The 21,215-nt window shown below is 63.2% G+C and carries 20 protein-coding genes and 1 pseudogene; 12 read left to right on the plus strand and 9 right to left on the minus strand.

The genetic code is table 11. From position 1 onward, the window contains the following. From LY622_RS00290 to LY622_RS00305, 4 genes are all read left to right on the plus strand, one after another. A partial coding sequence (locus LY622_RS00290) for a type VI secretion system Vgr family protein (protein ID WP_234289055.1) occupies window positions 1-1,565 on the plus strand: 1,565 nt, incomplete at its 5' end. Next, window positions 1,562-2,416, plus strand: coding sequence for a DUF4123 domain-containing protein (locus tag LY622_RS00295; protein ID WP_234289056.1), 855 nt, complete (start codon window positions 1,562-1,564; stop codon window positions 2,414-2,416). The genes LY622_RS00290 and LY622_RS00295, both read left to right, overlap by 4 nt. Then, entirely contained in the window at window positions 2,416-2,904 is a 489-nt protein-coding gene (locus tag LY622_RS00300) for a DUF3304 domain-containing protein (RefSeq protein WP_234289057.1), read from the plus strand. The genes LY622_RS00295 and LY622_RS00300 overlap by 1 nt, the downstream gene beginning before the upstream one ends. Beyond that, on the plus strand, window positions 2,897-4,756 hold the full coding sequence (locus LY622_RS00305; protein WP_234289058.1) for a T6SS phospholipase effector Tle1-like catalytic domain-containing protein: 1,860 nt from the start codon (window positions 2,897-2,899) through the stop codon (window positions 4,754-4,756). The genes LY622_RS00300 and LY622_RS00305 overlap by 8 nt, the downstream gene beginning before the upstream one ends. Window positions 4,757-4,772: 16 nt before the next feature. Here the strand turns inward: LY622_RS00305 and LY622_RS00310 are convergent. Beyond that, a pseudogene (locus LY622_RS00310) lies at window positions 4,773-5,003 on the minus strand (cobalamin/Fe(3+)-siderophore ABC transporter ATP-binding protein); the annotation flags it as partial. A gap of 128 nt (window positions 5,004-5,131) precedes the next feature. Between LY622_RS00310 and LY622_RS00315 the strand changes: the two are divergent. Then, on the plus strand, window positions 5,132-5,704 hold the full coding sequence (locus tag LY622_RS00315) for an SEL1-like repeat protein (RefSeq protein WP_234289059.1): 573 nt from the start codon (window positions 5,132-5,134) through the stop codon (window positions 5,702-5,704). Window positions 5,705-5,735: 31 nt separating this feature from the next. On the opposite strand, the gene LY622_RS00320 is transcribed toward LY622_RS00315, so the two are convergent. From LY622_RS00320 to LY622_RS00350, 7 genes are all read right to left on the minus strand, one after another. Next, on the minus strand, window positions 5,736-6,161 hold the full coding sequence (locus LY622_RS00320) for a hypothetical protein (protein ID WP_234289060.1): 426 nt from the start codon (window positions 6,159-6,161) through the stop codon (window positions 5,736-5,738). Between the two features lie 87 nt (window positions 6,162-6,248). Continuing rightward, window positions 6,249-7,010 (minus strand): sulfite exporter TauE/SafE family protein, encoded by a 762-nt coding sequence (locus LY622_RS00325; protein WP_234289061.1) that lies wholly within the window; start codon window positions 7,008-7,010, stop codon window positions 6,249-6,251. A 13-nt stretch (window positions 7,011-7,023) separates the two neighbouring features. Continuing rightward, window positions 7,024-8,073: an ABC transporter ATP-binding protein gene (locus LY622_RS00330; protein ID WP_234289062.1), complete on the minus strand. Its 1,050-nt coding sequence runs from the start codon at window positions 8,071-8,073 to the stop codon at window positions 7,024-7,026. Then, entirely contained in the window at window positions 8,063-9,193 is a 1,131-nt protein-coding gene (locus tag LY622_RS00335) for an ABC transporter ATP-binding protein (RefSeq protein WP_234289063.1), read from the minus strand. Before LY622_RS00335 ends, LY622_RS00330 begins: the two co-directional genes overlap by 11 nt. Beyond that, complete coding sequence (locus LY622_RS00340) at window positions 9,165-10,130, minus strand: ABC transporter permease (RefSeq protein ID WP_234289064.1); 966 nt, start codon at window positions 10,128-10,130, stop codon at window positions 9,165-9,167. The genes LY622_RS00335 and LY622_RS00340 overlap by 29 nt, the downstream gene beginning before the upstream one ends. Then, window positions 10,127-11,107, minus strand: a complete 981-nt coding sequence (locus LY622_RS00345) for an ABC transporter permease (RefSeq protein WP_114479414.1) — start codon at window positions 11,105-11,107, stop codon at window positions 10,127-10,129. Before LY622_RS00345 ends, LY622_RS00340 begins: the two co-directional genes overlap by 4 nt. A 65-nt stretch (window positions 11,108-11,172) precedes the next feature. Further along, complete coding sequence (locus tag LY622_RS00350; RefSeq protein ID WP_234289065.1) at window positions 11,173-12,756, minus strand: ABC transporter substrate-binding protein; 1,584 nt, start codon at window positions 12,754-12,756, stop codon at window positions 11,173-11,175. 218 nt (window positions 12,757-12,974) lie between these two features. Here LY622_RS00350 and LY622_RS00355 point away from each other — a divergent pair, with 218 nt between their 5' ends. The 7 genes from LY622_RS00355 (at window position 12,975) to LY622_RS00385 (ending at window position 20,667) form a co-directional block, all read left to right on the plus strand. Continuing rightward, window positions 12,975-13,433, plus strand: coding sequence for a thioesterase family protein (locus LY622_RS00355; RefSeq protein ID WP_234289066.1), 459 nt, complete (start codon window positions 12,975-12,977; stop codon window positions 13,431-13,433). Between the two features lie 138 nt (window positions 13,434-13,571). Continuing rightward, window positions 13,572-14,558 (plus strand): tripartite tricarboxylate transporter substrate binding protein, encoded by a 987-nt coding sequence (locus tag LY622_RS00360; RefSeq protein ID WP_234289067.1) that lies wholly within the window; start codon window positions 13,572-13,574, stop codon window positions 14,556-14,558. A 57-nt stretch (window positions 14,559-14,615) separates the two neighbouring features. Further along, window positions 14,616-15,116: a tripartite tricarboxylate transporter TctB family protein gene (locus LY622_RS00365; protein WP_234289068.1), complete on the plus strand. Its 501-nt coding sequence runs from the start codon at window positions 14,616-14,618 to the stop codon at window positions 15,114-15,116. Window positions 15,117-15,157: 41 nt separating this feature from the next. Then, window positions 15,158-16,729: a tripartite tricarboxylate transporter permease gene (locus LY622_RS00370; protein WP_234289069.1), complete on the plus strand. Its 1,572-nt coding sequence runs from the start codon at window positions 15,158-15,160 to the stop codon at window positions 16,727-16,729. A gap of 2 nt (window positions 16,730-16,731) precedes the next feature. Continuing rightward, on the plus strand, window positions 16,732-17,757 hold the full coding sequence (locus tag LY622_RS00375; RefSeq protein ID WP_234289073.1) for an AbrB family transcriptional regulator: 1,026 nt from the start codon (window positions 16,732-16,734) through the stop codon (window positions 17,755-17,757). 159 nt (window positions 17,758-17,916) lie between these two features. Next, window positions 17,917-19,968, plus strand: coding sequence for an NADH:flavin oxidoreductase (locus LY622_RS00380; protein WP_234289070.1), 2,052 nt, complete (start codon window positions 17,917-17,919; stop codon window positions 19,966-19,968). Between the two features lie 33 nt (window positions 19,969-20,001). After that, window positions 20,002-20,667: a TetR/AcrR family transcriptional regulator gene (locus tag LY622_RS00385; RefSeq protein WP_234289071.1), complete on the plus strand. Its 666-nt coding sequence runs from the start codon at window positions 20,002-20,004 to the stop codon at window positions 20,665-20,667. Here LY622_RS00385 and LY622_RS00390 read toward each other — a convergent pair. Next, window positions 20,661-21,215: electron transfer flavoprotein subunit alpha/FixB family protein (locus tag LY622_RS00390; RefSeq protein WP_234289072.1), on the minus strand; the 555-nt coding region annotated here is incomplete at its 5' end. The genes LY622_RS00385 and LY622_RS00390 overlap by 7 nt on opposite strands.

A 21,215-nucleotide genomic window follows, 5' to 3' on the forward strand; every position in this document is an offset into this window, starting at 1 on the left:
GCCTGGTCTTCGCCGACGACCCCCAGGTGCTGGCCAGCCTGGGCGAGCGCACCTATCACGGCCGCGCCGGCGGCACGCCGCCGCTGCGCCACCTGTGCAAGCTCAAGCAGGTCTCCCGGGTCCGCCCCGCCTCGGCCATGCTCAAGGACTACTCCTTCAAGCAGCCGGCCTACGCCCAGCTGCATGAGGAAATGGGGCGTGATCTCGAGACGCATAGCCAACGGGACGACTATGAGCATTACGACTACCCCGGCCGCTACAAGGCCGACGCCTCCGGCGAAGCCTTCACCCGCATCCGCCTGGAACACCTGCGCCACGATGCGCTGACCGCCGAGGCCGAGAGCGACCTGCCCGAGCTCGCCCCCGGCCACCGCTTTGTACTCACCGACCACGATGCCGAGCGCCTCAACCGCGACTGGCAGGTGGTCTCGGTGGTGCATCACGGCAGGCAGCCCCAGGCGCTGCAAGAGGACGCCGTGGGCGTCACCGCCAGCGACCGCCAGGGCATCGGCGGCAACGACAGCACCCGCTACCACAACGAGCTGCTGCTGACCCCCGCCGACACCGCCTGGCGCCCGGAGCCCGACCCCAAGCCGCGGGTCGACGGCCCCCAGGTCGCCTTCGTGGTCGGTCCCGAGGGTGAGGAGATCCACTGCGACGAGCACGGCCGGGTCAAGGTGCAGTTCCCCTGGGACCGCTATGCGGCCCCTGATGAAACAGCCAGCGCCTGGCTGAGAGTGAGCCAGGGCTGGGCCGGTGGCGGCTACGGCAGCATCGCCATCCCGCGGATCGGGCACGAGGTGATCGTGTCCTTCCTCGAAGGCGATCCGGATCAGCCGCTGATCACCGGGCGCACCTACCACGCGGTGAACACCCCGCCCTACGCCCTGCCCGAGCACAAGACCCGCACGGTGCTGCGCACCCAGAGCCACAAGGGCGACGGCTTCAACGAACTGCGCTTCGAGGACGAAGCCGAGCGGGAGCAGATCTGGCTGCACGCCCAGAAGGACCTGGAGCTGCTGACCAACAACGACCGCACCGAGGAGATCGGCAACGACAGCTTCCTCACCGTGCACAACGACCGCATTGGCGAAGTCCACGCCGACGAGCACCATACCGTGCACGGCAACCACCATGAGCAGACCGACGCCAACCAGCACCTGATCGTGCAGGGCAGCCTGCACGTGAAGACCGGCCAGGCCTGGCTCAGCGAATGCGGCCGCGAGCTGCACATCAAGGCCGGCCACAAGGTGGTGCTGGAAGCCGGCAGCGAACTGACGCTCAACGCCGGCGGTAGCTTCCTCAAGCTCGACGGCGGCGGCGTGACCCTGGCCGGCCCCAACGTCAAGATCAACGCCGGTGGCAGCCCCGGCTCGGGCAGCGGCCAGGCCGCCGAGACGCCGCTGCTGCCGGGGCGGGCAGTGCCGGAGGTGCATGAGCGGATTGAAGGCGTCGCGCACGATGCATTGCTGACGACTCGCCTCAAGTTTCCGGAGATCTGCGAGGAATGCTGGAAAAAAGCCGTTGCTGAGGGGCAATATGCCATTCCGGAGGGTAATACATGACCAGCAAATGGATTCCCGATTCGTGGCAGGAAGCTACCCAGCCCAGTGACGTGAAACGTTATGCCTTGATCGAGCTGGCTTCACTTCCACCGCAGGCCCGCACAGACCTCTTCGACACTTTCAGAGCGGATAGCCACTTCTGGCCCTTGATCGATGACAACACCCAACCACACTTGCAACGTGAAGGTCCGTGGTTGCTGGCAGTCAGCGACGTCCGTCTCAGCGCTTGGCGCAATCTCGAATCCATTCATTGCGCGCTTCACGCGTGGATCGAGAGTGAATTAGTGGGGGAGCAGTTGGCCGCCCAGTTTGCACCGGCAATGGTCGTCGAAAATGCCGCAGGTAAACGCTCTCTGTTACGCTTCTACTTGCCTGAGATCATCGAACAGCTTCACGCCGAAGCTTCAGACGAGTGTCGATCTGGCCTGTTCGGCGGCATTAATCGCTGGTGGTATCGAGCAGGCGATAAGGAATGGACAGCACTGAAAGGTGTGACAATTCAAGACTCGCCTGGCCCATGGGAGCTGAAGGTAAGCGACGAGCTGTGGGTGACACTGCACGGCGATGCAGAAGTCATGGGACTAACAGCCGAGCTAATTGAAAATACGCCAGACTTGTTCAACAACATTTGCCCTTGCGAGCGCCCTCGCCTGATTGGACAGGTGCTGGAAAAAGCCGACTCGTACGGTTTGACACGCACATCGGATCGCCGAACCTTTGCATACTTACAGCTCAGCCAAGGGGACATCTTTTGGGAATCGGAGGAGATTCGCCCCCTACTGGCACAAGCCGCTAGAGGCGAAACTTCATTGCTCGAACTGCTTGAAAAAACGTATGGGGAGCCAACCTGATGCTCGCTAATTGGGCTATAAGACGCTTCTTTCGCCTGATCCCGACTTGGCTGCAGGTCATTTTGGTTGGGGCAATAGTGACTGCAGTAGTCTGGCATTTTTTTTTACGTGAACCCACTGGTGGCTCCTTAACCGGGCATACCCATATTGACCGCCCCATATACAGTTTTTGGGTCAATGACAACTGGGGAGGGAATTTACCCTTCTATTCTGGCGGACCATATACAAGAGGAGGGGTAACCTGCTGCTGGGTATTTAAAGGCAATACTGCAGAAGTGGTTTGGATACTTAGCATGACCGGGGAGCAAGAGCGAGCAGGCGTGGAGTCTGAACGCCATAGCGTCACCTTGCCCATGCCGGAGCGCACCCGCGAAGATCAGTATCTTCATGTACATTTTTTGCCTGGCAACCGTGTGGAAATGGCCTGGAGCCCTGACCTGCAGTCGCCGCTCTCGCAGCGACTTCGTGAGGAGCATACTCATGACTGACCAGCAGACGCTAGAGTGCCTAAAGGCATTGAATGCACGAACAGATAACGAAGCGTCCACTAGGTTGGGAGCCAACTGCACACGGATGCTGGAAGTTGGCTTTTTCTTTGATGGCATGGGAAGGAACTTGGAAAGCGATCTGCGAGCTGGTCGCGTGAGTAATATTAGCCGCCTATTTTCTGCATACCCTGTACAAGAGGAAAGCACCCTTTCGAGAAGTTTCGATAGATACTATTACTCTGGTTTGGGAACCCCCTTCGAATCGAGCCTTTCCGAAAACCTGATGGGCGCCGCCCACCGTGCGCCAAGCGAAGCTGAAACTACCCGTAATGGTCAGTTGAGGGACAGTGCTATTGATGCTGCACAAGACGTGGCATCCGGCAACCAAAGAGGCCGCTGGTGGGAAGTATTCGGCCGCTCGTTTAAGGGCTCAATCACTCGCCCTTGGAACTGGTTCAAGCAGGCACGAGACTCTGCAATACGCACGGGGGCTGAGGCCTTCGCACCCATCCGGGATAACTCACTCATGGCTAGCGTGCTGATGAGCGGCTCCCATACACGCCAGTCGACCGCCATTCGGGACTTTCAACAAAGTGTGAACGACGTGAAGCAGGGAAGCCAATTGCCCCTGACTCAAATCCGCGTTTCCGTCTTTGGCTTCGATTTCGGCGCAGCCATGGCCAAAGCCTTCGTACGCGAACTGCTGGACGAGATATGCGAGAAAGAAGGAAGCAGCCATCGCTATGAGGGCGCCGAGGTCAAGGTAGTGTTCGCCGGCTTGTTCGACTGTGTGGATCGTAGTCACCCCGATATGGGTCCACTCGACTGGTTCCATCCGCTCACGCCGGTACTCGACGATGGCGGCCCTCTGCATTCAGGGTGTCAGCGTGCTCTGCATCTAATCGCTGCCCATGAACGTCGCTACTATCGCCGCTGCCGTCCCTTGGGTGGACAGAACTCTCAATGGAGAGAGGAGCTTTGCCCTGGCATCAGTGAAGACATCGGCGGCGGCCTGGTATCCGATGAGCAGAAAGCCAGCGCCGAGCTATCGCGCGCTGCACTGCACCGTATGTATCGTCGAGCAACGACTGCGGGCGTTCCATTTCCCTCGTTAGAGAGCCTGCGCGAAAGAGATGTCATTACCGCGCAGCTTTTTGAGCTGAATGATCAGATCGAAGGCTACTCGCTAATTACAATGGCCAGACATTACCAACGGCAGACTTCGAGCCACCGAAACCCGACAGCGGAGAGTTTTCGCTTCCATACGCTGATCTACCTGGCCTGGTTGGCTCAGCGATATCGTGATTACCGAGAGGCGTTGGCAATACTAGAAAATCGGGAGGATGCGCTGCCCAACCGTTACTACAATCGCACTTTGGGGACAGTAACGGCCTCTCTCACCGAGAGTCGCGAGCAATGGGAGCTGGAAGAATCGGAGCGTGACGAGATCAAGGCTGGGCTCGCCGATTTGAATGCGGCATGGGGATGGCTCGAGCAGGTAGATAGCGAAGCCCAGCACATACGCAATCGCTTCACGTCGTCTCACAATGACACGCGGCGTCATGCCCGAGCCGTGCTGCGCGAAAATCTCATTCTGGCTGAAAACTGGCACCGATGGACTCGAGAAGAATCCCCACCCGCACTTCCCGAGCCTATCGAGTTGCTATTCGCGTATGGACTGCACGACAAGCAGCCAGAGGAAATGGACTACCGTAATCGTCAACCCAGCCAGATTAGTGGTGGATATCGGTTCATGACGTATCGTGGTATTGACCGGCCGGGGGAAGAATCCATCACTCAGGTAACGGAGCCACACCCCCGCGAGCAGATGCCCACCTGGACCATGCGGTAAATGGCCCAGGCCCGCGCTAGCAGGCTTCTTCAAACCGCCTCGTCCGCCTCACGTTGGCCAGCAGCAGGCTGCCCGTGGCGGGGTCGGGAATCAACGTGCAGTCGATATCGTAGAGCCGGCGTACCAGGCCGGTAGTGACGACCTCGCTTGGTGGACCTGAGGCCACCAGTTGGCCGTTGTGCAGCGCCAGCAGGTGGTCGGCGTAGCGGCAGGCGCTGGCCAGGTCGTGGAGTACCATCACCACGGTACAGGCCTATTGCCATAACCGCGAGCGCCTGGATCAGTTTATGCAAAGAGATGGCGCTAATAGCCGAGACGCACAGCTTGCCAAAAGGCTTTATAGAGATTCATCGCAACGTTTGGGAACAGACATTAATGAATACCGTCAAGTCGTTTCAACACGACGTGGCACCCGAATCCGTTATGAAGAGCTCTAACTCAGTGGCGAACAGCATGTTAATCAAAACGTTTCTGATAATCGCGTTTTTGGTGTTATCAGCGAGCAGTTGGGCACTGGAACCCGAGGTACAAGCCGCCAAGGACGAGGGGATGCGACTATGGGGTATTTCCGAGTGGATCGAGATGCAGCCCTACCTGGAACCGGCTGCTGAAGCCGGTGACGTAGAGGCGATGTACTACCTTGGTGAAGCCAGCCGCCTGTTGGATCGTGGGCTATCCCAAGCGGCCATGGACTGGTACTTACAGGCCGCCGACCATAATGACGGTTATGCCATGCTGCGCCTGTTCCAGGGTGGTGCCTGCACCGCCGGCGATCGTTGCCCCGATGGGCATGAAGACTGGCACCATGCCGCCCTGGCCGTGGCCCAGCCACAGGCCGAAGCCGGCGACCCCGATGCCATGCTGGCAATGTTCGATATCTATCGCATGTTCAATGAACCGCGCCGTGCCGGCGCCTCCCGGGGCTTTTTTGATACATATCCCCTTTGAGCACACCCCCTTTGGAGCTGATGTCCCACTGTCAAGAGTCCCGCTCTACCCTCAACAGCACCGAATAGCGGTAGTCGCGGTCCATGAAGCCGAAGGCGCTGGGCCTTGCATGTGGGTTGGTGACCCTCAGATACCAGGTGCCTGCCTCCAGGCGACGCTCGATCCTGAAGTTGCTGTCGGTGCCACTGGTCCAGTCACGCTCCACGAGCTCCCCGTTGGCATCGAGCAACTGACCCGCAGGCGACACGAGCCCCGTCTCCCCGGGAAAGGTCTGGCTTTCCAGCACTACGCGAGCTGGGGCTTCCAAGGTAAAGGTGAAGTAGCGCTGCCCTGGCGTCATGACCTCGAAGGGACGATCGGGCCTCAGCTCGATGGCAAGATCGCGAGGGTCGCTGGTACCGGCGCAGGCGGTCAGCAGCAGCAAGCTCAATAGCAGTAAACCCGTGACGCGCGTCATGACAGACTCCTTTCTCCGCACGAACGATGCGCTGTGCTCTTCCATCGGCGCAAGCGCGGTATTCAGGCTCCCGGATCAGCCTAGTCTTCAGCCTAACGCCAACAGCCGCTTGCCGCCCAGCCAGATCAGCCGCAGGGCGAGCAGGGTGAGGGTCCACTTGAAGAAGACATCGAAGCGATGATCGGTCACCCGATGCAGTAGCCGCAGCCCCGCCCAGGTGCCCACCACGCCGGCCGCCACCATGGCCAGGATGAGCCAGAGCCAGTCGCGGAAGACGAAGCCGGCGAAGCCGAAGACGAAGGCCTTGGTGAGGTGCTGCAGCGTCATGCAGGTGGCGAAGGTGGCCACCCGCGGCAGCCGCTCGGCGATGCCCTGCTTGATGAAGGAGGCCACCAGCGGACCGCTGGCCCCCACCAGGCTGGAGAGCAGCGTCGTCACCGCACCGGCGACCATGGTACCCGTGCACCCCACCGCCCGCTGGGGCAGGCCCGGCCCCCAGCAGGAGTAGAGCACGAAGGCGGCGACGCAGAGTTCCAGCACGCCTGGCGGCAGGCGCACCAGGAGCCAGGCCGCCACCAGCGCGCCCACGACCACGCCGGGCAGGAAGGCGGCGATCACGGGCATCCGGACATGACGCCGGGTCATCACCGCCCTGCCACCGTTGGAGCCGAGCTGGACCATGCCGTGAACCGGAATCAGCGCCGTGGCCGGCATGACCTGGGCCATGACGATGATCAGCAGCGTGCCGCCACCGATGCCGGCCGCGGCGGAGAGCGCCGAGGTCAGTGCCGACAACGCCACCAGCCCCAGGTTGAGCCCGCCCGACAGCGGCGAAAGCAGCTCCAGCATCAGTCGCGGCGTCTCACTCGATACGCCCCTCCTCGACGCCGTGGCAGGCCACTTCGCTGCCGTCGTCGCGGGCGATCAGCAGCGGCACCTCCGCCTTGCAGCGCGCGTTGGCATGGGGGCAGCGCGGATGGAAGGCGCAGCCCGAGGGCGGATGCACCGGGTTGGGCACCTCGCCCTGGATCGTGGTGCGCTCCTTGCCGCCCCCTTCCAGCGACGGCACCGCGGCCAGCAACATCTTCGAGTAGGGATGGTGCGGGTTGGCGAAGAGCTGGTCGGAGGGAGCGATCTCGGCGATGCGTCCCAGGTACATCACCGCGATACGGTCTGACATGTGCTTGACCACCGCCATGTCGTGGCTGATGAACAGGTAGGTCAGGCCGTACTCGTCCTGCAGGTCGCGCATCAGGTTGAGGATCTGCGCCTGCACCGAGACATCCAGCGCCGAGGTGGGTTCATCGCAGATCATGAACTCCGGTTCGTTGGAGAGCGCCCGTGCGATGGAGATGCGCTGGCGCTGGCCACCGGAGAACTCGTGGGGGTAGCGCAGCGCATCCATGGGGGACATGCCCACCTGTTCAAGCAGCTCGCCCACGCGGCGGCGGCGGTCGGCACTGCTCATCTCGGGGCGAAAGAAGCGCAGCGGTTCGCCGATGATAGTGCCCACCCGCCATAATGGATTGAGGCTGGCGTAGGGGTCCTGGAAGATCATCTGGAAGCGCTTGCGCAGGCTGGCCGCCTGGCGGCCGGTACGCTGGGCAAGATCGCTGATGTCCTCGCCGTCGAAGACGAGACTGCCCCGGGTCAGGCCGTACAGCCCCACCACCAGCCGGGCCACCGTTGACTTGCCGCAGCCGGACTCGCCGACCAGGGCCACGGTCTCGCCGCGGCGGATGGAGAAGCTCACTCCGTCCACCGCCTTGAGGGAGAGCTTCTCGCTGCGCTCCAGCACCCGGTTGAGCCAGGGCTTGGAGACGTCGAAATGGCGTGCCAGGTCCCGCGCCTCCAGAAGGATGTCGCCACTCGCCGGTGACGGCTGCTGCTTGATGGCCGTGTCAGCGCACATGGGCATGCTCCTGTGTATCGTTCTCGTCGAGCCTGGGAAGCGGATTGACCGGGTCGTGCAGCCAGCAGGCGGCCCGCCCGGCCCCTGCCGGCATCAGGTCGGGCCGTTCGCTGCGGCAGCGATCCTGGGCGTGGGGGCAGCGCGGATTGAAGGCGCAGCCCGGGGGGATGGCTGCCAGCCGCGGCATGGAGCCCTCGATCTGGTAGAGCCGCTCGAGCGTCTTCTCGATACCCGGAATCGAGGCCATCAAGCCCTTGGTATAGGGGTGCTGGGGGCTGCGGATCACCTCCTCCACGGGGCCGATCTCGATCAGGCGGCCGGCGTACATCACCGCCACGCGATCGGCGGTCTCGGCGATCACCCCCATGTCGTGGGTGACCAGCATCACCGCAGTGCCGTGGTCGGCACAGAGCCGCTTGAGCAGGGCCAGGATCTGCGCCTGCACCGAGACGTCCAGCGCCGTGGTGGGTTCGTCGGCAATGATGAACTCGGGCCGCGCCGCCAGCGCCAGGGCGATCACTACCCGCTGGCGCATGCCACCGGAGAACTGGTGCGGATAGCTGTTCAGCCGCTCTTCCGCCGCGGGGATGCCCACCTCACGCAGCAGCTTCAGCGCCTCCTCGCGGGCCTGCTTCTCGTTCATCGGCAGGTGCGTGCGGATGGTCTCGATCAGCTGGTCGCCGATGGAGAACAGCGGATTGAGGCTGGTCAGCGGGTCCTGGAAGATCATGCCGATATGGCGACCGCGCAGCGGCACGAAGTCCTCCTCCGCCAGGTCGTCGATGCGCTTGCCGGAGAGATAGACTTCGCCCTCGGCGATACGGCCCGGCGGTTCCAGCAGCTGAATCACGGCATTGCCGGTCATCGACTTGCCGGCACCGGATTCACCCACCACGCCCAGCACCTCGCCGGGGGCGATATCGAAGGAGACGTCGTCCAGCGCCACCAAGGTGCCGTGGCGGGTGGGAAACTCCACCCGCATATGGCGCACGCTGAGCACCGGTTCTTGCTGAAGCGTCGCCTCGTCGAGCTTGTGGCTCGGCGACTGGCCGCTCTGTTCACCTGGGCCGGTATGGGTAGCGGCACCTTTCTTATCGGAGCTTGGGGTTGAGGATGTCACGCAACCAATCTCCCAGCAGGTTGACGGAGAGCGCCAGCATCAGCAGCGCCACCCCGGGGAAGAGCAGGATCCACCACTCTCCCGAGAACATGTAATCCTGGCCGACCCGGATCAGGGTCCCCAGGCTCGGCTGGGTGGCCGGCATGCCGACCCCCAGGAACGACAGCGTGGCCTCGGCGATGATCGCCAGCGCCAGGCCGATGGTGCCGATGACCAGCACCGGTCGCATCACGTTGGGCAGGATGTGCTGGAACAGCAGCTTGCGCGCCGGCAGGCCGATCACCCGGGCCGCCTGCACGTACTCCTTGTTCTTCTCCACCATGGTCGCCCCGCGCACCGCCCTGGCGTACTGCACCCAGTCGGAGAGCCCGATGGCGATGATCAGCACGATGATCGCCACCTCGGCGTGCATCGATCGCGGCAGGAAGCCGCGGATCACGCCGAAGATCAGCAGGGCCATGAGGATCGAAGGGAAAGTCAGCTGCACATCGGCGATGCGCATGATCAGGGCATCGCGCCAGCCGCCGCGAAAGCCCGCCATCAGCCCCAGGGCGGTACCCAGCGCCAGGGCGAAGATCACCGCCGCAAAGCCCACCAGCAATGAGATGCGTGAGCCGTAGAGAATCGCCGAGAAGACGTCCCGACCCTGGCTGTCGCTGCCCAGCAGGTAGAAGTTGCCGGTGAAGTCCGACGTCGTCAGCGGCGGCGTGAAGGCATCGATCAGCTCCAGCTGGCGCGGATCGAAGGGGTTCTGCGGCGCGATCCAGGGCGCAAACAGCGCCGCGGCGAACATGATCAGCGTCACCAGGGTGGCCACGATGACCACCGGCTGGTTCTTCCAGGAATGGACGATATCGCTGTCGAGGAAGGTTCTCAGCTTGCTCGGCGGCTTGAGCACGGCGGGGGTCGGGTCGGGGCGCTGGAGTTCCTGGCTCATTTGCCACCTCCCTGCGCGCGCAGGCGCGGGTCGACGGCGTAGTAGAGCAGGTCCACCACCAGGTTGATGATCACGAACACCAGCGCGATCATCATCAGGTAGGCGGCCATCACCGGCACGTCGACGAAGCGCACGGCGGTGATGAACAGCGCACCGACACCGGGCCACTGGAACACCGTCTCGGTGATGATGGCGAAGGCGATGATGGTGCCGAGCTGCAGGCCGATGATGGTAATCACCGGGATCAACGTGTTCTTCAGCGCGTGGCGCAGGTTGACCACCCGATCCGACAGCCCCCGAGCCCGGGCGAACTTGATGTAGTCGGTGCTGAGCACCTCAAGCATTTCGGCGCGCACCAGGCGCATGATCAGGGTCAGTTGGAACAGCCCCAGGGTGATCGCCGGCAGGATCAGCGAGCGCAGCCCGCTCGTGGTCAGCAGGCCGGTGGTCCACCAGTCGCCGATACGCACCGTTTGCCCCCTGCCGAAGGCGGGCAGCCAGCCCAGCTCCACGGCAAACAGATAGATCAGCAGTACCCCGATCAGGAAGGTCGGCAGCGACACGCCGATCAGCGAGGCGGTCATGATGAAACGCGACAGCCAGCTACGGCGGCGCAGGGCAGTGTAGATGCCCAGGCCGATACCCATGACCACGGCGAAGATCGCCGAGATTGTGGCCAGCTCCAGGGTTGCCGGCAGACGCTCCAGGATCAGATCGGTCACCGGCCGCGCCGAGCGATAGGAGATGCCGAATTCGAACTGGGCGGCATTGACGATGAAACGATAGAACTGCACCACCACCGGCTGGTCGAGGCCCAGGCGCCCCCGCAGCTCGGCACGGTCGGCCGCGGTGGCCTCCTGGCCCAGCATGTTGAGCACCGGATCGCCGACGTAGTGGAACAGCGAGAACGAGATGAGCGCGACCACGAACATCACGAAGATGGCCTGCAGTACGCGCTGGATCAGAAACGCTAGCATGGGATCACCAAATACGACGATGCCCCCGGCTGCTTGTGGCTGCCGGGGGCCGTGTCTATAGAGACTTACTGATTAAATTTCAGATACTTGAAGTGCGGCGTATTCTCACTCTGCACCTTGAAGTCGATATCGTCGCGCATCGACCAGGTCAGCATCTGGTGGTGGAGCGGGATGTAGACGATCTCGTCATGCACGATCTGCCATGCCTCCGCGATCATCTCGTTGCGCGCTTCCTCGTTGGTCTCCTGGCCCATGGCCACGGTCAGCTCATCGACACGCTCATCGGAGTAACCGGTGAAGTTCCAGGTGCCGAGGTCGTCCTGCTTGGTGTGGTAGAGGTAGTTGAATACGTACTCGGAGTCCATGGTGGGCACGCCCCAGCCCAGCATGTAGAAGTCATACTCGCCACGTGCCAGCTCGGCGAAGTGCAGCGAACGGGTCTGGGCCGCCAGGTCCACGGTGATACCGATGCGCGCCAGCATGCTGACCACCGCCTGGCAGATCTGCTCGTCGTTGACGTAGCGGTCGTTGGGGCACTGCAGGGTGACACGGAAACCGTCGCCGTAGCCGGCTTCTGCCATCAGTTCCTGGGCGCGGTCGAGGTCGGCAGGCAGCACCTCATCCATCTCTTCGCTGTAACCGTTGACGAAGGGCGGGGCGATCATGCCGGCGGGCTCGGAGTTGCCGCGCATCACCGCCGTCTGGATGGTGGTGGCGTCCACCGCCAGGTTGATGGCCTCGCGCACACGACGGTCGGCAAAGGGATTGTCGTCGGTATCGGCGGTACGCAGCTCGGCCGAGCCCATGTCCATGCCAAGGAAGATGGTTCGGTTTTCCGCGCCCTGCTCGTTCTTAAGGCCATCGGCACTGCCCAGGCGCTCGATGTCCTGAACCGGGGTCTCCTGCAGGAAGTCGACCTCGCCGGAGAGCAGCGCCGCCACACGGGTGGAGGCCGACTCGATGGGCGTGAATACCAGGCGGGAAATTTCCAGCGGGTAGTGGTCGATGCCCCAGTACTCATCATTGCGCACGAACACGGTGCGCACGTCGGGCTCGCGGCTCTCGACACGGAAGGGGCCGGTACCGTTGGCGTTACGCACGGCATGGGTTTCTTCGCCCGCCGCATAGTTCTGAGGCTCCTCGACGCCGTGCTCCTCGGCCCATTCACGGCTCATGATGAACAGGTTGGTGAGGTTGTTGGGCAGCAGAGGATTGGGTTCGTGGGTCACCACCTCAACGGTAAAGTCGTCGGTTGCACGGACCTCGGAAATGGAGGTCAACAGGCCACGCATGTCGGCATGCTCATGGCGGGCGCGGTTGAGCGAGAACACCACGTCATCGGCGGTCAGCGCCTGGCCTTCATGGAAGGTCACGCCTTCGCGGATCTTGAACACCCAGACGGTGGGTTCGTCCTCCTTGACGTGCCATTCGGTTGCCAGACCCGGCTGGTACTCCACGTCCATGTCCTGATAGAGCAGGGTATCGAAGATCTGGTGATTGACCGAGTGGGTCGGCCCCTCGTTCTGGGAGTGGGGATCCATGGTCAGACTGTCCGCGGAGCGGGTCCAGCGCAGTGTCTCTGCATTGGCGGCAGTCGCCAGCATGGCACCGATCACGGCGCTAGCCAGTAAGGTCTTCTTGAGCAGCATCTTGTTATTCCTCAATCGAGCGTTTGTTGGGCCAAAGCCCTGTTAGTGTTCTCCCATACCTTAGTCAATAATGCCAGCCTCGCACGGCGAGAGGCTTTCAGCGCTATTTTGACTATCGATAGTTGCATTTTTTACAGAGTGATCTTTACGTAGTCGGAACGCCTCGATCGGCACAGAAAATGCCGTGCCATCGACGACACCGGCCGAGGGGAAATGGAATGGTACTACTGGAAACTGGAGTCGCCCCCGAGTGGGTCGACTATAACGGCCATATGAACGACGCCGAATACGCCAGGGTCTTCTCCCTGGCGGTGGAGGCGCTGATGGACGGTATCGGCCTCGATGAAAAAGGTCGGATACGACACGGACTTACGATCTATACCCTGGAAACCCACCTCTGCTATCGACGCGAAGCCCATGAGGGCCAGCTGCTGGCCGTGGACATCACCCTGCTGGACCGCGACGCCAAGCGGCTGCATGTGTTCTTCTCGATGCGCGATGACCAGGGCGAGCTGCTGGCCACCAGCGAACAGATGCTGATGGGCATCGACCGGCAGGGTGGCCGCTCGGCGGCGTTTCCGGAACCAGTGGCCGATGCCATCGCCGCCCTGCCCCGGGCCGAGCCGGACGCCTGGCCAGCGGCCGCCGGGCGGCGCATCGGTATTCCGCGACGCTGAGGGGTACAGCTGTGAGCTGGGAGCAGGCTGCCGTTGGCGAACCGCCACAAGGGTGACTAGCCTGAATCAGGCAACCGTGCTGCCTCGCTTCGGCGCGGGGAAATCGAATATGACTCAACTACAAGAATGGAGAAGAATATGTCTGCTATCTCCAACTCTCTCACGCCACTGCTGCGCACCACTCTGCTGACCCTGACCGCCTTTGCCCTGGCGCTCCCCGCTATCGCTCAGGCCGATGGTCACGGTGACTGGCCCGAGCGTGACATCGACTTCATCATTCCCTTCGGCGCTGGCGGTGGCAGCGACGCCTGGGCACGTACCATTTCCACCGGCGCACAGGAGCATTTCGGCGTTGGCTGGAACCTTCAGAACCGCCCGGGTGCAGGTGCCACCCTGGCCTGGGAATATCTGCTGGATCAGCCGGCGGATGGCTATACGGTGATGCTTTCTAGCCCCACCCCGGTAATGACGGCGCTGATGGAAGACGACCCGCTGGTCGATCCCCTGGACTTCAAGGCGGCTGCTTACATTTCGGCATTTCGCTCCTTGATCGTTGCGGGTACCGACAGCCCCATGGCGGATTGGGAAGGACTCAAGGCGGAAGCGGAGGATGGGCCGGTGGTCATTGCTGGCACCAACGCTCTGCTGGCGGGGGTGGCCAACATCTTCGATCAGGCCGGACTGGATGCCGTCTACGTTCCCTACAGTTCCACCGGCGAGGCCGTGAGCGATTTCCTCGGCGGTCATGTCGATCTGCTCGCAGCTACCGCCTCCACCGCGCTCGGCATCGTTCCCGAAAATGGCACCGTGGTGATGAACACCAGCGATATCGCGCTTCCCGAAGACGTCGAGGAACAACTTGGGGGCAACGTACCCATCGCCGCCGACTTCGGCTATGACGGCATGCGCTTTCCGCGCCCGATCGGCTTCCACCCCGATACGCCCGACGAGATCGTAGCCGAGTTCTCACGCCGACTTGAAACCCTGCTGACCGAGGATGAAAGCGTGCCTGCCATGCTCGACCGCATGGGCGAGGAGGTGATCTTCCTGGGCTTCCCTGAGGCCAACGAGGACTACGCTCGCCTCGTCGAGCGCATGCGTAACGCCATCGAACTGCTCGAGTGACCAACGGCAAGCGGCCGAGGCCTGAAGCGCCTCGGTCGCCTGCCTCGGGAGCCAGCCATGCAACACAAACCAGGCCACAGGGCCCCGGCCGGGTGGTGGCGCACCAACCAGGCCGTTGGGCTCCTTATCGCTATTGGCGTCATCCTGCTGTTTGCCTACCTCTGGCAACAGGACTGGTTTCATCGCGAGCAACGTGACGGCTTCATTCTGGGCTTCTTCCCCGGACTGGGGCTCGCTGCGATGCTGATCACCGCCCTGGCGCTCGCCGTCGATAGATGGCGCCATACCGCGGTCGAGGAGATGCAATCCCTGGGCTGGCGCGACCTGCTCTGGTCTGTCGCCCTCAGTGCCGCTGCGCTCGCGATGTATAGCCTGATGGAGCCGCTGGGCATGTTGTTGCCAATGGCCGCCTTTCTCGGGCTGATGATGCTGTTGCTTGGGCTTCGCCCCTGGTATCTCGCCCTGGCCCTGGCCCCGGCAATCTCGCTGATCATTCTGACCGTGTTTGCGCTGCTGGGTATCCGCCTGCCCGGCGCTTTCCTGCCGCTGCTGATCTGACCCCGGCAATCATGTGGATGGCGACCTGACGGAGCCGAACCATGTTTCAACCCGATGCCTTCATCGAGGCGCTCTATCTAGTGCTCAACTGGAACACCCTGATGTGGCTGACCATTGGCGTATTTGTCGGTGTTGGCCTGGGCGCCATTCCAGGCCTGACCACATCCACCGGGGTGGCACTAATGCTGCCACTCACCTTCACCCTGGATATCACCGGCGCGCTGGGCCTGGTCATCGGCCTCTACAAGGGGGCACTGTTCGGTGGCTCGATCTCGGCGATCAGCTTTGCCACTCCCGGGGCGCCGGATTCCGCCGCCACGGTCTTCGACGGCTACCGCATGACCCAGAAGGGGCAGGGACGCAAGGCGCTCCTCACCTCGCTCTACTCCTCGGTGACCGCCGATTCTCTCTCTGATGTACTGGTGATTCTTATCGCGCCGATGATGGCTCTTGCCGCACTGCAGTTCGGCCCGGCCGAGCGTACCTGGCTGATGGTGGTTGCCATTGCCCTGCTGGGCGCCCTGTCAGGCAAGCATGTGGCAAAAGGTCTGTTCGCCGCCGCCATCGGTCTCTACATCGGCACCATCGGCTCCGATCCCATGGGCGGTGCTTCGCGCAATACTTTCGGTCTTGCCTGGCTACGCGACGGTATCAGCCTGGTGCCACTGATCATCGGTCTGTTCGCCATGAGCCGTATGCTGGAGCAGGCCGTCGAATTGCTGCACGAGTCGCGCCTCGGCCACAAGGTGGAGCGCAGGATGAACGACCTGTTCAGCAACAAGGAGGACGGCCTGACCTTTCGCGAGTACCTGAGCAATTGGCGTGAAATGGGGATTGGCCTCGGCGTCGGTAGCTTCGTCGGCATGCTGCCGGGGCTGGGCGCAACGGTAGCCTCGTTTCTCTCATACGGCATCGCCAAGCGCGTCCTTCCGCACAAGAAGATCGGCACCGGTGTGATGGGCGGCGTCGCCGCTGCGGAATCCGGCAACAATGCCACAGCCGGCCCCACCCTGGTGCCGCTGCTTGCCTTCGGCATTCCCGGCAGCGCCACGGCGGCACTGATCGGCGGCGCCCTGATGCTGCAGGGCATCACGCCCAGCCCGCGCATGTTCGAGCTGCATGCCGATGTCATCTATGCCCTGTTCACCATCCTGATCCTGGCCAATCTATTCAATCTGGTGATCGGGCGAGGGTTCGCCTTCTTCTATGCCAAGCTGGGGGGGTTGCCCAAGCCGGTGCTGGTGCCGACCATCATGGTGCTGGCGGTGATCGGCAGCTTTGCTACCCAGGGCAACCCCTATGACGTGGGTGTCATGCTGTTCTTCGGTTTCATCGGCTTCTTCATGCGTCGTTTCGGCATACCCGAGGCGCCGCTGATCATCACCTTCCTGATCGCCCCAATGCTCGAGGAGAGCATGCGTCGCGCGGTACTGATCAGCGGTGGCGACTGGCTGGGTGGGCTATTCAACAGCCCGCTGAGCCTTATCCTGATGGGGCTCGCCGTGCTGGTGCTGGTGCTCTCGTACCGCATGCGCTTCTCGGAGCGACTGGAGGCCATGGCCCATGAGGAGGAAGAGGAGTCTCGCGGGGCCAATAGCGAATCCCACCGTTGAGCATGACCGCCATCACGCTGCTTTTCGCTGCCACAGGCGCGATGGTCTTCATGCTTCTCGGTGTGCCGCTACCCTGGCTACTCGGCAGTCTCACAGCCGTCCTGCTGGCCGCAGCGTTGGGCTGGCCGCATATGCCACCGGCCTGGCTCAAGCCAGTGGCTCTGGCCCTGCTGGGAGTGCATGTAGGAACGGCCATCGATGCCGAGCTGCTGGCAGAAGCGCGACGTTGGCCGCTGACGTTGGCGGGCATGCTGCTACTGGTGGCCGTGACCACCTTCATCAATACCCTCTATTTCCAGCGACGTGCCGGGCTCGACCGACGCACGGCAATGTTCGCCGCCGTGCCCGGCGCGCAATCGGTGGTTCTCCTCACCTGCGACGAGTACGGTGCCGACCGGCGGCAAGTATTGCTGGGCCAGATCAGCCGCATCGTCGCCGTCATCTATCTGGTCCCGCTGCTGCTGATCCAGTTCATTCCCCGCGAGCCTGACGGCGCAGATGCCGCAGGGCACCCGGGGCCAGCAGTGGCACTGCCGGAGCCGATGGCGCTGGCGATTACCCTCCTGGCAGGCGTCACGGGCTGGTGGCTGGCCCGCCGGTTACGCCTGCCGCTACCGGTCCTGGTCGGCCCCATCTTCGGCGTAGGAATGGTCCAACTGCTGCAGCTACCGATCATGGATATGCCACCAGGCTCGCTGCTGGTCGTCCAGTTCTGCCTGGGCACTGCACTGGGCGCCTACTTTGTCGGCATCTCACTACGTGAGACTCGCGCCATGCTGGGGCATGGCCTGGTGGCGATGCTGATCACCCTGATGCTGGCCGTGGCCATGACTCTGCTGATGGCAGCGATCACCCGCCACGACACGGCCGCCCTGTTTCTCGCCTTCGTGCCGGGCGGGCTATCGGAGGTGGTGCTGCTCGCCGCCTCGCTGGACGTCGACCCGGCCTTCGTGGTGTTTCATCACCTGTTCCGCTTCATCGCCATCGCCAGCCTGCTGCCCTGGCTGGCAACGCGACTGGCACGTTGAAAAGAGTTATGCCGACTCTCGCCGATGTGGGTCCATCCCGTTACACGATGGCCAGTCATTCAGGGCTTCCCCACAAATGTACAGTGATGTACATTAAAGGAACACAAGTGAACACTATCAACTGACTTGCCAAGCACACAACAAGATGGAGGCCTGGCCATGGCCAACGATCCGCTGCTGCAGCCCTTCCAGCTCAAGCATCTCACGCTGAAGAACCGGCTGATGATGACGTCCCACGAGCCCGCCTACCCCGAGGAGGGGATGCCCAAGGCGCTTTATCGTGAGTATCACGTCGAGCGGGCACGGGCCGGTCTCGGCCTGACCATGACTGCAGGATCAGCGGCGGTAGCCAAGGACAGCCCCCCGGTGTTCAACAACATCCTGGCCTACAAGGACGAGGTGGTGCCCTGGATGCGTGAGCTCACCGACGCCTGCCATGAGCACGGCACCGCGGTGATGATCCAGCTGACGCATCTGGGGCGGCGTACCCGCTGGGACAAGGGCGACTGGCTGCCGGCGGTATCGGCCTCTCATCGCCGCGAGGCGTCTCACCGCGCCTTTCCCAAGCAGGTCGAGGAGTGGGACATCGAGCGTCTGATCCGTGACTACGCCGATGCCGCCGAACGCATGCACGCCGCCGGCCTCGACGGCATCGAGCTGCAGGCCTACGGCCACCTGATGGACCAGTTCTGGTCACCGCTGACCAACACCCTCGAAGCGCCCTACGGGGGCGATCTCGACAACCGGCTGCGTTTCACCTTCGACGTGCTACGCGCCATCCGCCAGCGGGTCGGCGAGGCATTCATCGTCGGGGTGCGCTATACCGGCGACGAGATGCTGCCGGGTGGGCTGACCGCCAGCGACGGGATGGAAATCTCGCGGCGCCTGAAGGAGAGCGGCCTGGTCGACTTCCTCAACGTGGTGCGCGGTCATATCGACACCGACGCCGGGCTCACCGATGTGATTCCCATCCAGGGCATGCCCAGCGCCCCGCACCTGGACTTCGCCGGAGAGATCCGTCGACAAGTGGACTTCCCCACCTTCCATGGCGCCAAGATCCAGGACGTCGCCACCGCGCGCCATGCCATCGCCTCGGGCAAGGTCGACATGATCGGCATGACCCGCGCCCACATGGCCGACCCGCACATCGTGCGCAAGATCATGGAAGGCCGCGAGGAAGAGATCCGCCCCTGCGTCGGCGCCAACTACTGCCTCGACCGCATCTACCAGGGCGGCGCCGCCTACTGCATTCACAACGCCGCCACCGGGCGGGAAACCACCATGCCCCACACCATTCCCAAGGCCGCGCAGCAGCGCCGGGTGGTGATCGTCGGCGCCGGCCCCGCGGGGCTGGAGGCCGCCCGGGTCGCCGGCGAACGGGGCCATTCAGTGGTGGTGCTGGAAGCCGCCAGCGATGCCGGCGGGCAGGTGCGCCTCACCGCGCAGAGCGAGCGCCGCCGCGAGATGATGGGCATCATTGACTGGCGCCTGGCGCGCTGCGAGGCGCTCGGCGTCGAGATCCGCTACAACGTCTGGGCCGAGGTGGAGGACGTGCTCGCCGAAAAGCCGGATGTGGTGATCGTGGCCACCGGCGGCTACCCCATGGATGACCAGCCCGCAGCCGGCAGCGAACTGGTGGTCAACACTTGGGATATCCTTTCCGGGCACGTGGCGCCGGGAAGCCGGGTATTGCTGTTCGACGATGCAGGCGATCATGCCGCCATGCAGGCGGCGGAGATCATCGCCGCCACCGGGGCCGAACTCGAGATCATGACGCCGGACCGCACCTTCTCGGCGGAAATCATGGCCATGAACCTGGTGCCCTACATGCGCGCCCTGCAGCGCCCCAACGTCACCTTCACGCCCACCTACCGGCTGAAGTCCGTGCAGCGGGAAGGCGGCGGGCTGCTGGCCAGTATCACCAGCGACTATGCCGTTCAGGATCAGTTGGACCTGGACCAGGAGCGGCGCATCGACCAGGTAGTGGTCAACTACGGCATCACGCCGATGGCCGACATCTACTTCGAGCTCAAGCCGCATTCCAGCAACGGCGGCGAGGTGGACTACGACGATTTGATCGCCGGCCAGCCCCAGGCGGTTGTCCGTAACCCGGACGGCAGCTTCCAGCTGTTCCGCATCGGCGACGCCGTCGAGTCACGAAACACCCATGCGGCCATCTACGATGCCCTGCGGCTGGTGAAGGATATATAGTGGCCGAGCACCCGAAACAGCGAGACCCTCTCGATGCCGACAGGTAGTAACAGCGACACCAAATGGAAAGGCTCCCGCGAAGCCTGGCTCGACGCCGCCTTCGAGCTGCTGCTCGACTCCGGTGTGGATAGCGTGCGGATCCTGCCGCTGGCCAAACGGCTCGACGTCTCGCGCACCAGCTTCTACTGGTTCTTCAAGGATCGCGAGGCGCTGCTGGACGCCCTGGTCGAGCGCTGGCGGGAGAAGAATACCCACGGCTTGGTGCGGCAGACCGAAGCCTACGCCGAGAGCATTACCGAGGCGATCCTCAATGTCTTCGACTGCTGGCTGGACCCCGCGCTCTTCGACTCCCCGCTGGAGTTCGCGATGCGCAGCTGGGCGCTGCAGTCGGACGAGGTGGCGAGGGCGATCGATGCCGCGGATGAAACACGCATCGACGCGCTGACGCGGATGTTCGAGCGCTACGGCTTTGAGCCGCTGGCGGCCAACGTCCGCGGCCGCACCATCTACCTCACCCAGATCGGCTATATCTCGATGAAGACCCGGGAGGCGCTCGAGGTGCGCATGCAGCGCATCCCCGCCTATGTCGAGATCTTCACCGGGCAGCCGCCACAGGTCCGCGAGCTGCAACGCTTCCAGGCCCGGCATGGCTATACGCTGGCAGGCACCCAAGCAGCATCAGGCACTGCGGGTCACTGATCCAGCCTCCTCTCCAGCTCCGGCACCACCCCGAACAGGTCGCCGACGAGGCCATAATCGGCGACCTGGAAGATCGGCGCCTCCTCGTCCTTGTTGATGGCGACGATCACCTTGGAGTCCTTCATGCCGGCCAGGTGCTGGATCGCCCCCGAGATACCCACGGCGATGTAGAGCTCGGGTGCGACGATCTTGCCTGTCTGGCCCACCTGCATGTCGTTGGGCACGAAGCCGGCGTCCACCGCGGCGCGGGAAGCACCAATGGCGGCACCCAGCTTGTCGGCAATGCCGTCGAGCAGCTTGAAGTTCTCGCCGCTGCCCATGCCGCGGCCGCCGGAGATGACCACCTTGGCTGCAGCCAGCTCGGGGCGGTCGCTCTCGGCCAGCTCCTGCTTGATGAAGCGGGACTGGGCGTTCTCGGCGACGAAATCCACCGCTTCGATGGTGGCATTACCGCCACTCTCTGTTTCAACTTCAGCCACGGCGTCGAAGCCGGTGCTGCGCACGGTGATCACCTTGAGCGGGTCGGCGCTCTGTACCGTGGCGATGGC

Source organism: Halomonas alkalisoli, from assembly GCF_021412585.1.
In the GTDB taxonomy this organism is placed as follows: Bacteria; Pseudomonadota; Gammaproteobacteria; order Pseudomonadales; family Halomonadaceae; genus Halomonas; species Halomonas alkalisoli.

What these genes read in the sequence shown, in the direction of transcription:
- LY622_RS00295 (WP_234289056.1), top strand. Translation starts at nt 1,562, where the DNA reads ATGACCAGCAAATGGATTCCCGATTCGTGGCAGGAAGCTACCCAGCCC.
- LY622_RS00300 (WP_234289057.1), top strand. Translation starts at nt 2,416, where the DNA reads ATGCTCGCTAATTGGGCTATAAGACGCTTCTTTCGCCTGATCCCGACT.
- LY622_RS00305 (WP_234289058.1), top strand. Translation starts at nt 2,897, where the DNA reads ATGACTGACCAGCAGACGCTAGAGTGCCTAAAGGCATTGAATGCACGA.
- LY622_RS00315 (WP_234289059.1), top strand. Translation starts at nt 5,132, where the DNA reads ATGAATACCGTCAAGTCGTTTCAACACGACGTGGCACCCGAATCCGTT.
- LY622_RS00320 (WP_234289060.1), bottom strand. Translation starts at nt 6,161, where the DNA reads ATGACGCGCGTCACGGGTTTACTGCTATTGAGCTTGCTGCTGCTGACC.
- LY622_RS00325 (WP_234289061.1), bottom strand. Translation starts at nt 7,010, where the DNA reads ATGCTGGAGCTGCTTTCGCCGCTGTCGGGCGGGCTCAACCTGGGGCTG.
- LY622_RS00330 (WP_234289062.1), bottom strand. Translation starts at nt 8,073, where the DNA reads ATGTGCGCTGACACGGCCATCAAGCAGCAGCCGTCACCGGCGAGTGGC.
- LY622_RS00340 (WP_234289064.1), bottom strand. Translation starts at nt 10,130, where the DNA reads ATGAGCCAGGAACTCCAGCGCCCCGACCCGACCCCCGCCGTGCTCAAG.
- LY622_RS00345 (WP_114479414.1), bottom strand. Translation starts at nt 11,107, where the DNA reads ATGCTAGCGTTTCTGATCCAGCGCGTACTGCAGGCCATCTTCGTGATG.
- LY622_RS00350 (WP_234289065.1), bottom strand. Translation starts at nt 12,756, where the DNA reads ATGCTGCTCAAGAAGACCTTACTGGCTAGCGCCGTGATCGGTGCCATG.
- LY622_RS00355 (WP_234289066.1), top strand. Translation starts at nt 12,975, where the DNA reads ATGGTACTACTGGAAACTGGAGTCGCCCCCGAGTGGGTCGACTATAAC.
- LY622_RS00360 (WP_234289067.1), top strand. Translation starts at nt 13,572, where the DNA reads ATGTCTGCTATCTCCAACTCTCTCACGCCACTGCTGCGCACCACTCTG.
- LY622_RS00365 (WP_234289068.1), top strand. Translation starts at nt 14,616, where the DNA reads ATGCAACACAAACCAGGCCACAGGGCCCCGGCCGGGTGGTGGCGCACC.
- LY622_RS00370 (WP_234289069.1), top strand. Translation starts at nt 15,158, where the DNA reads ATGTTTCAACCCGATGCCTTCATCGAGGCGCTCTATCTAGTGCTCAAC.
- LY622_RS00375 (WP_234289073.1), top strand. Translation starts at nt 16,732, where the DNA reads ATGACCGCCATCACGCTGCTTTTCGCTGCCACAGGCGCGATGGTCTTC.
- LY622_RS00380 (WP_234289070.1), top strand. Translation starts at nt 17,917, where the DNA reads ATGGCCAACGATCCGCTGCTGCAGCCCTTCCAGCTCAAGCATCTCACG.
- LY622_RS00385 (WP_234289071.1), top strand. Translation starts at nt 20,002, where the DNA reads ATGCCGACAGGTAGTAACAGCGACACCAAATGGAAAGGCTCCCGCGAA.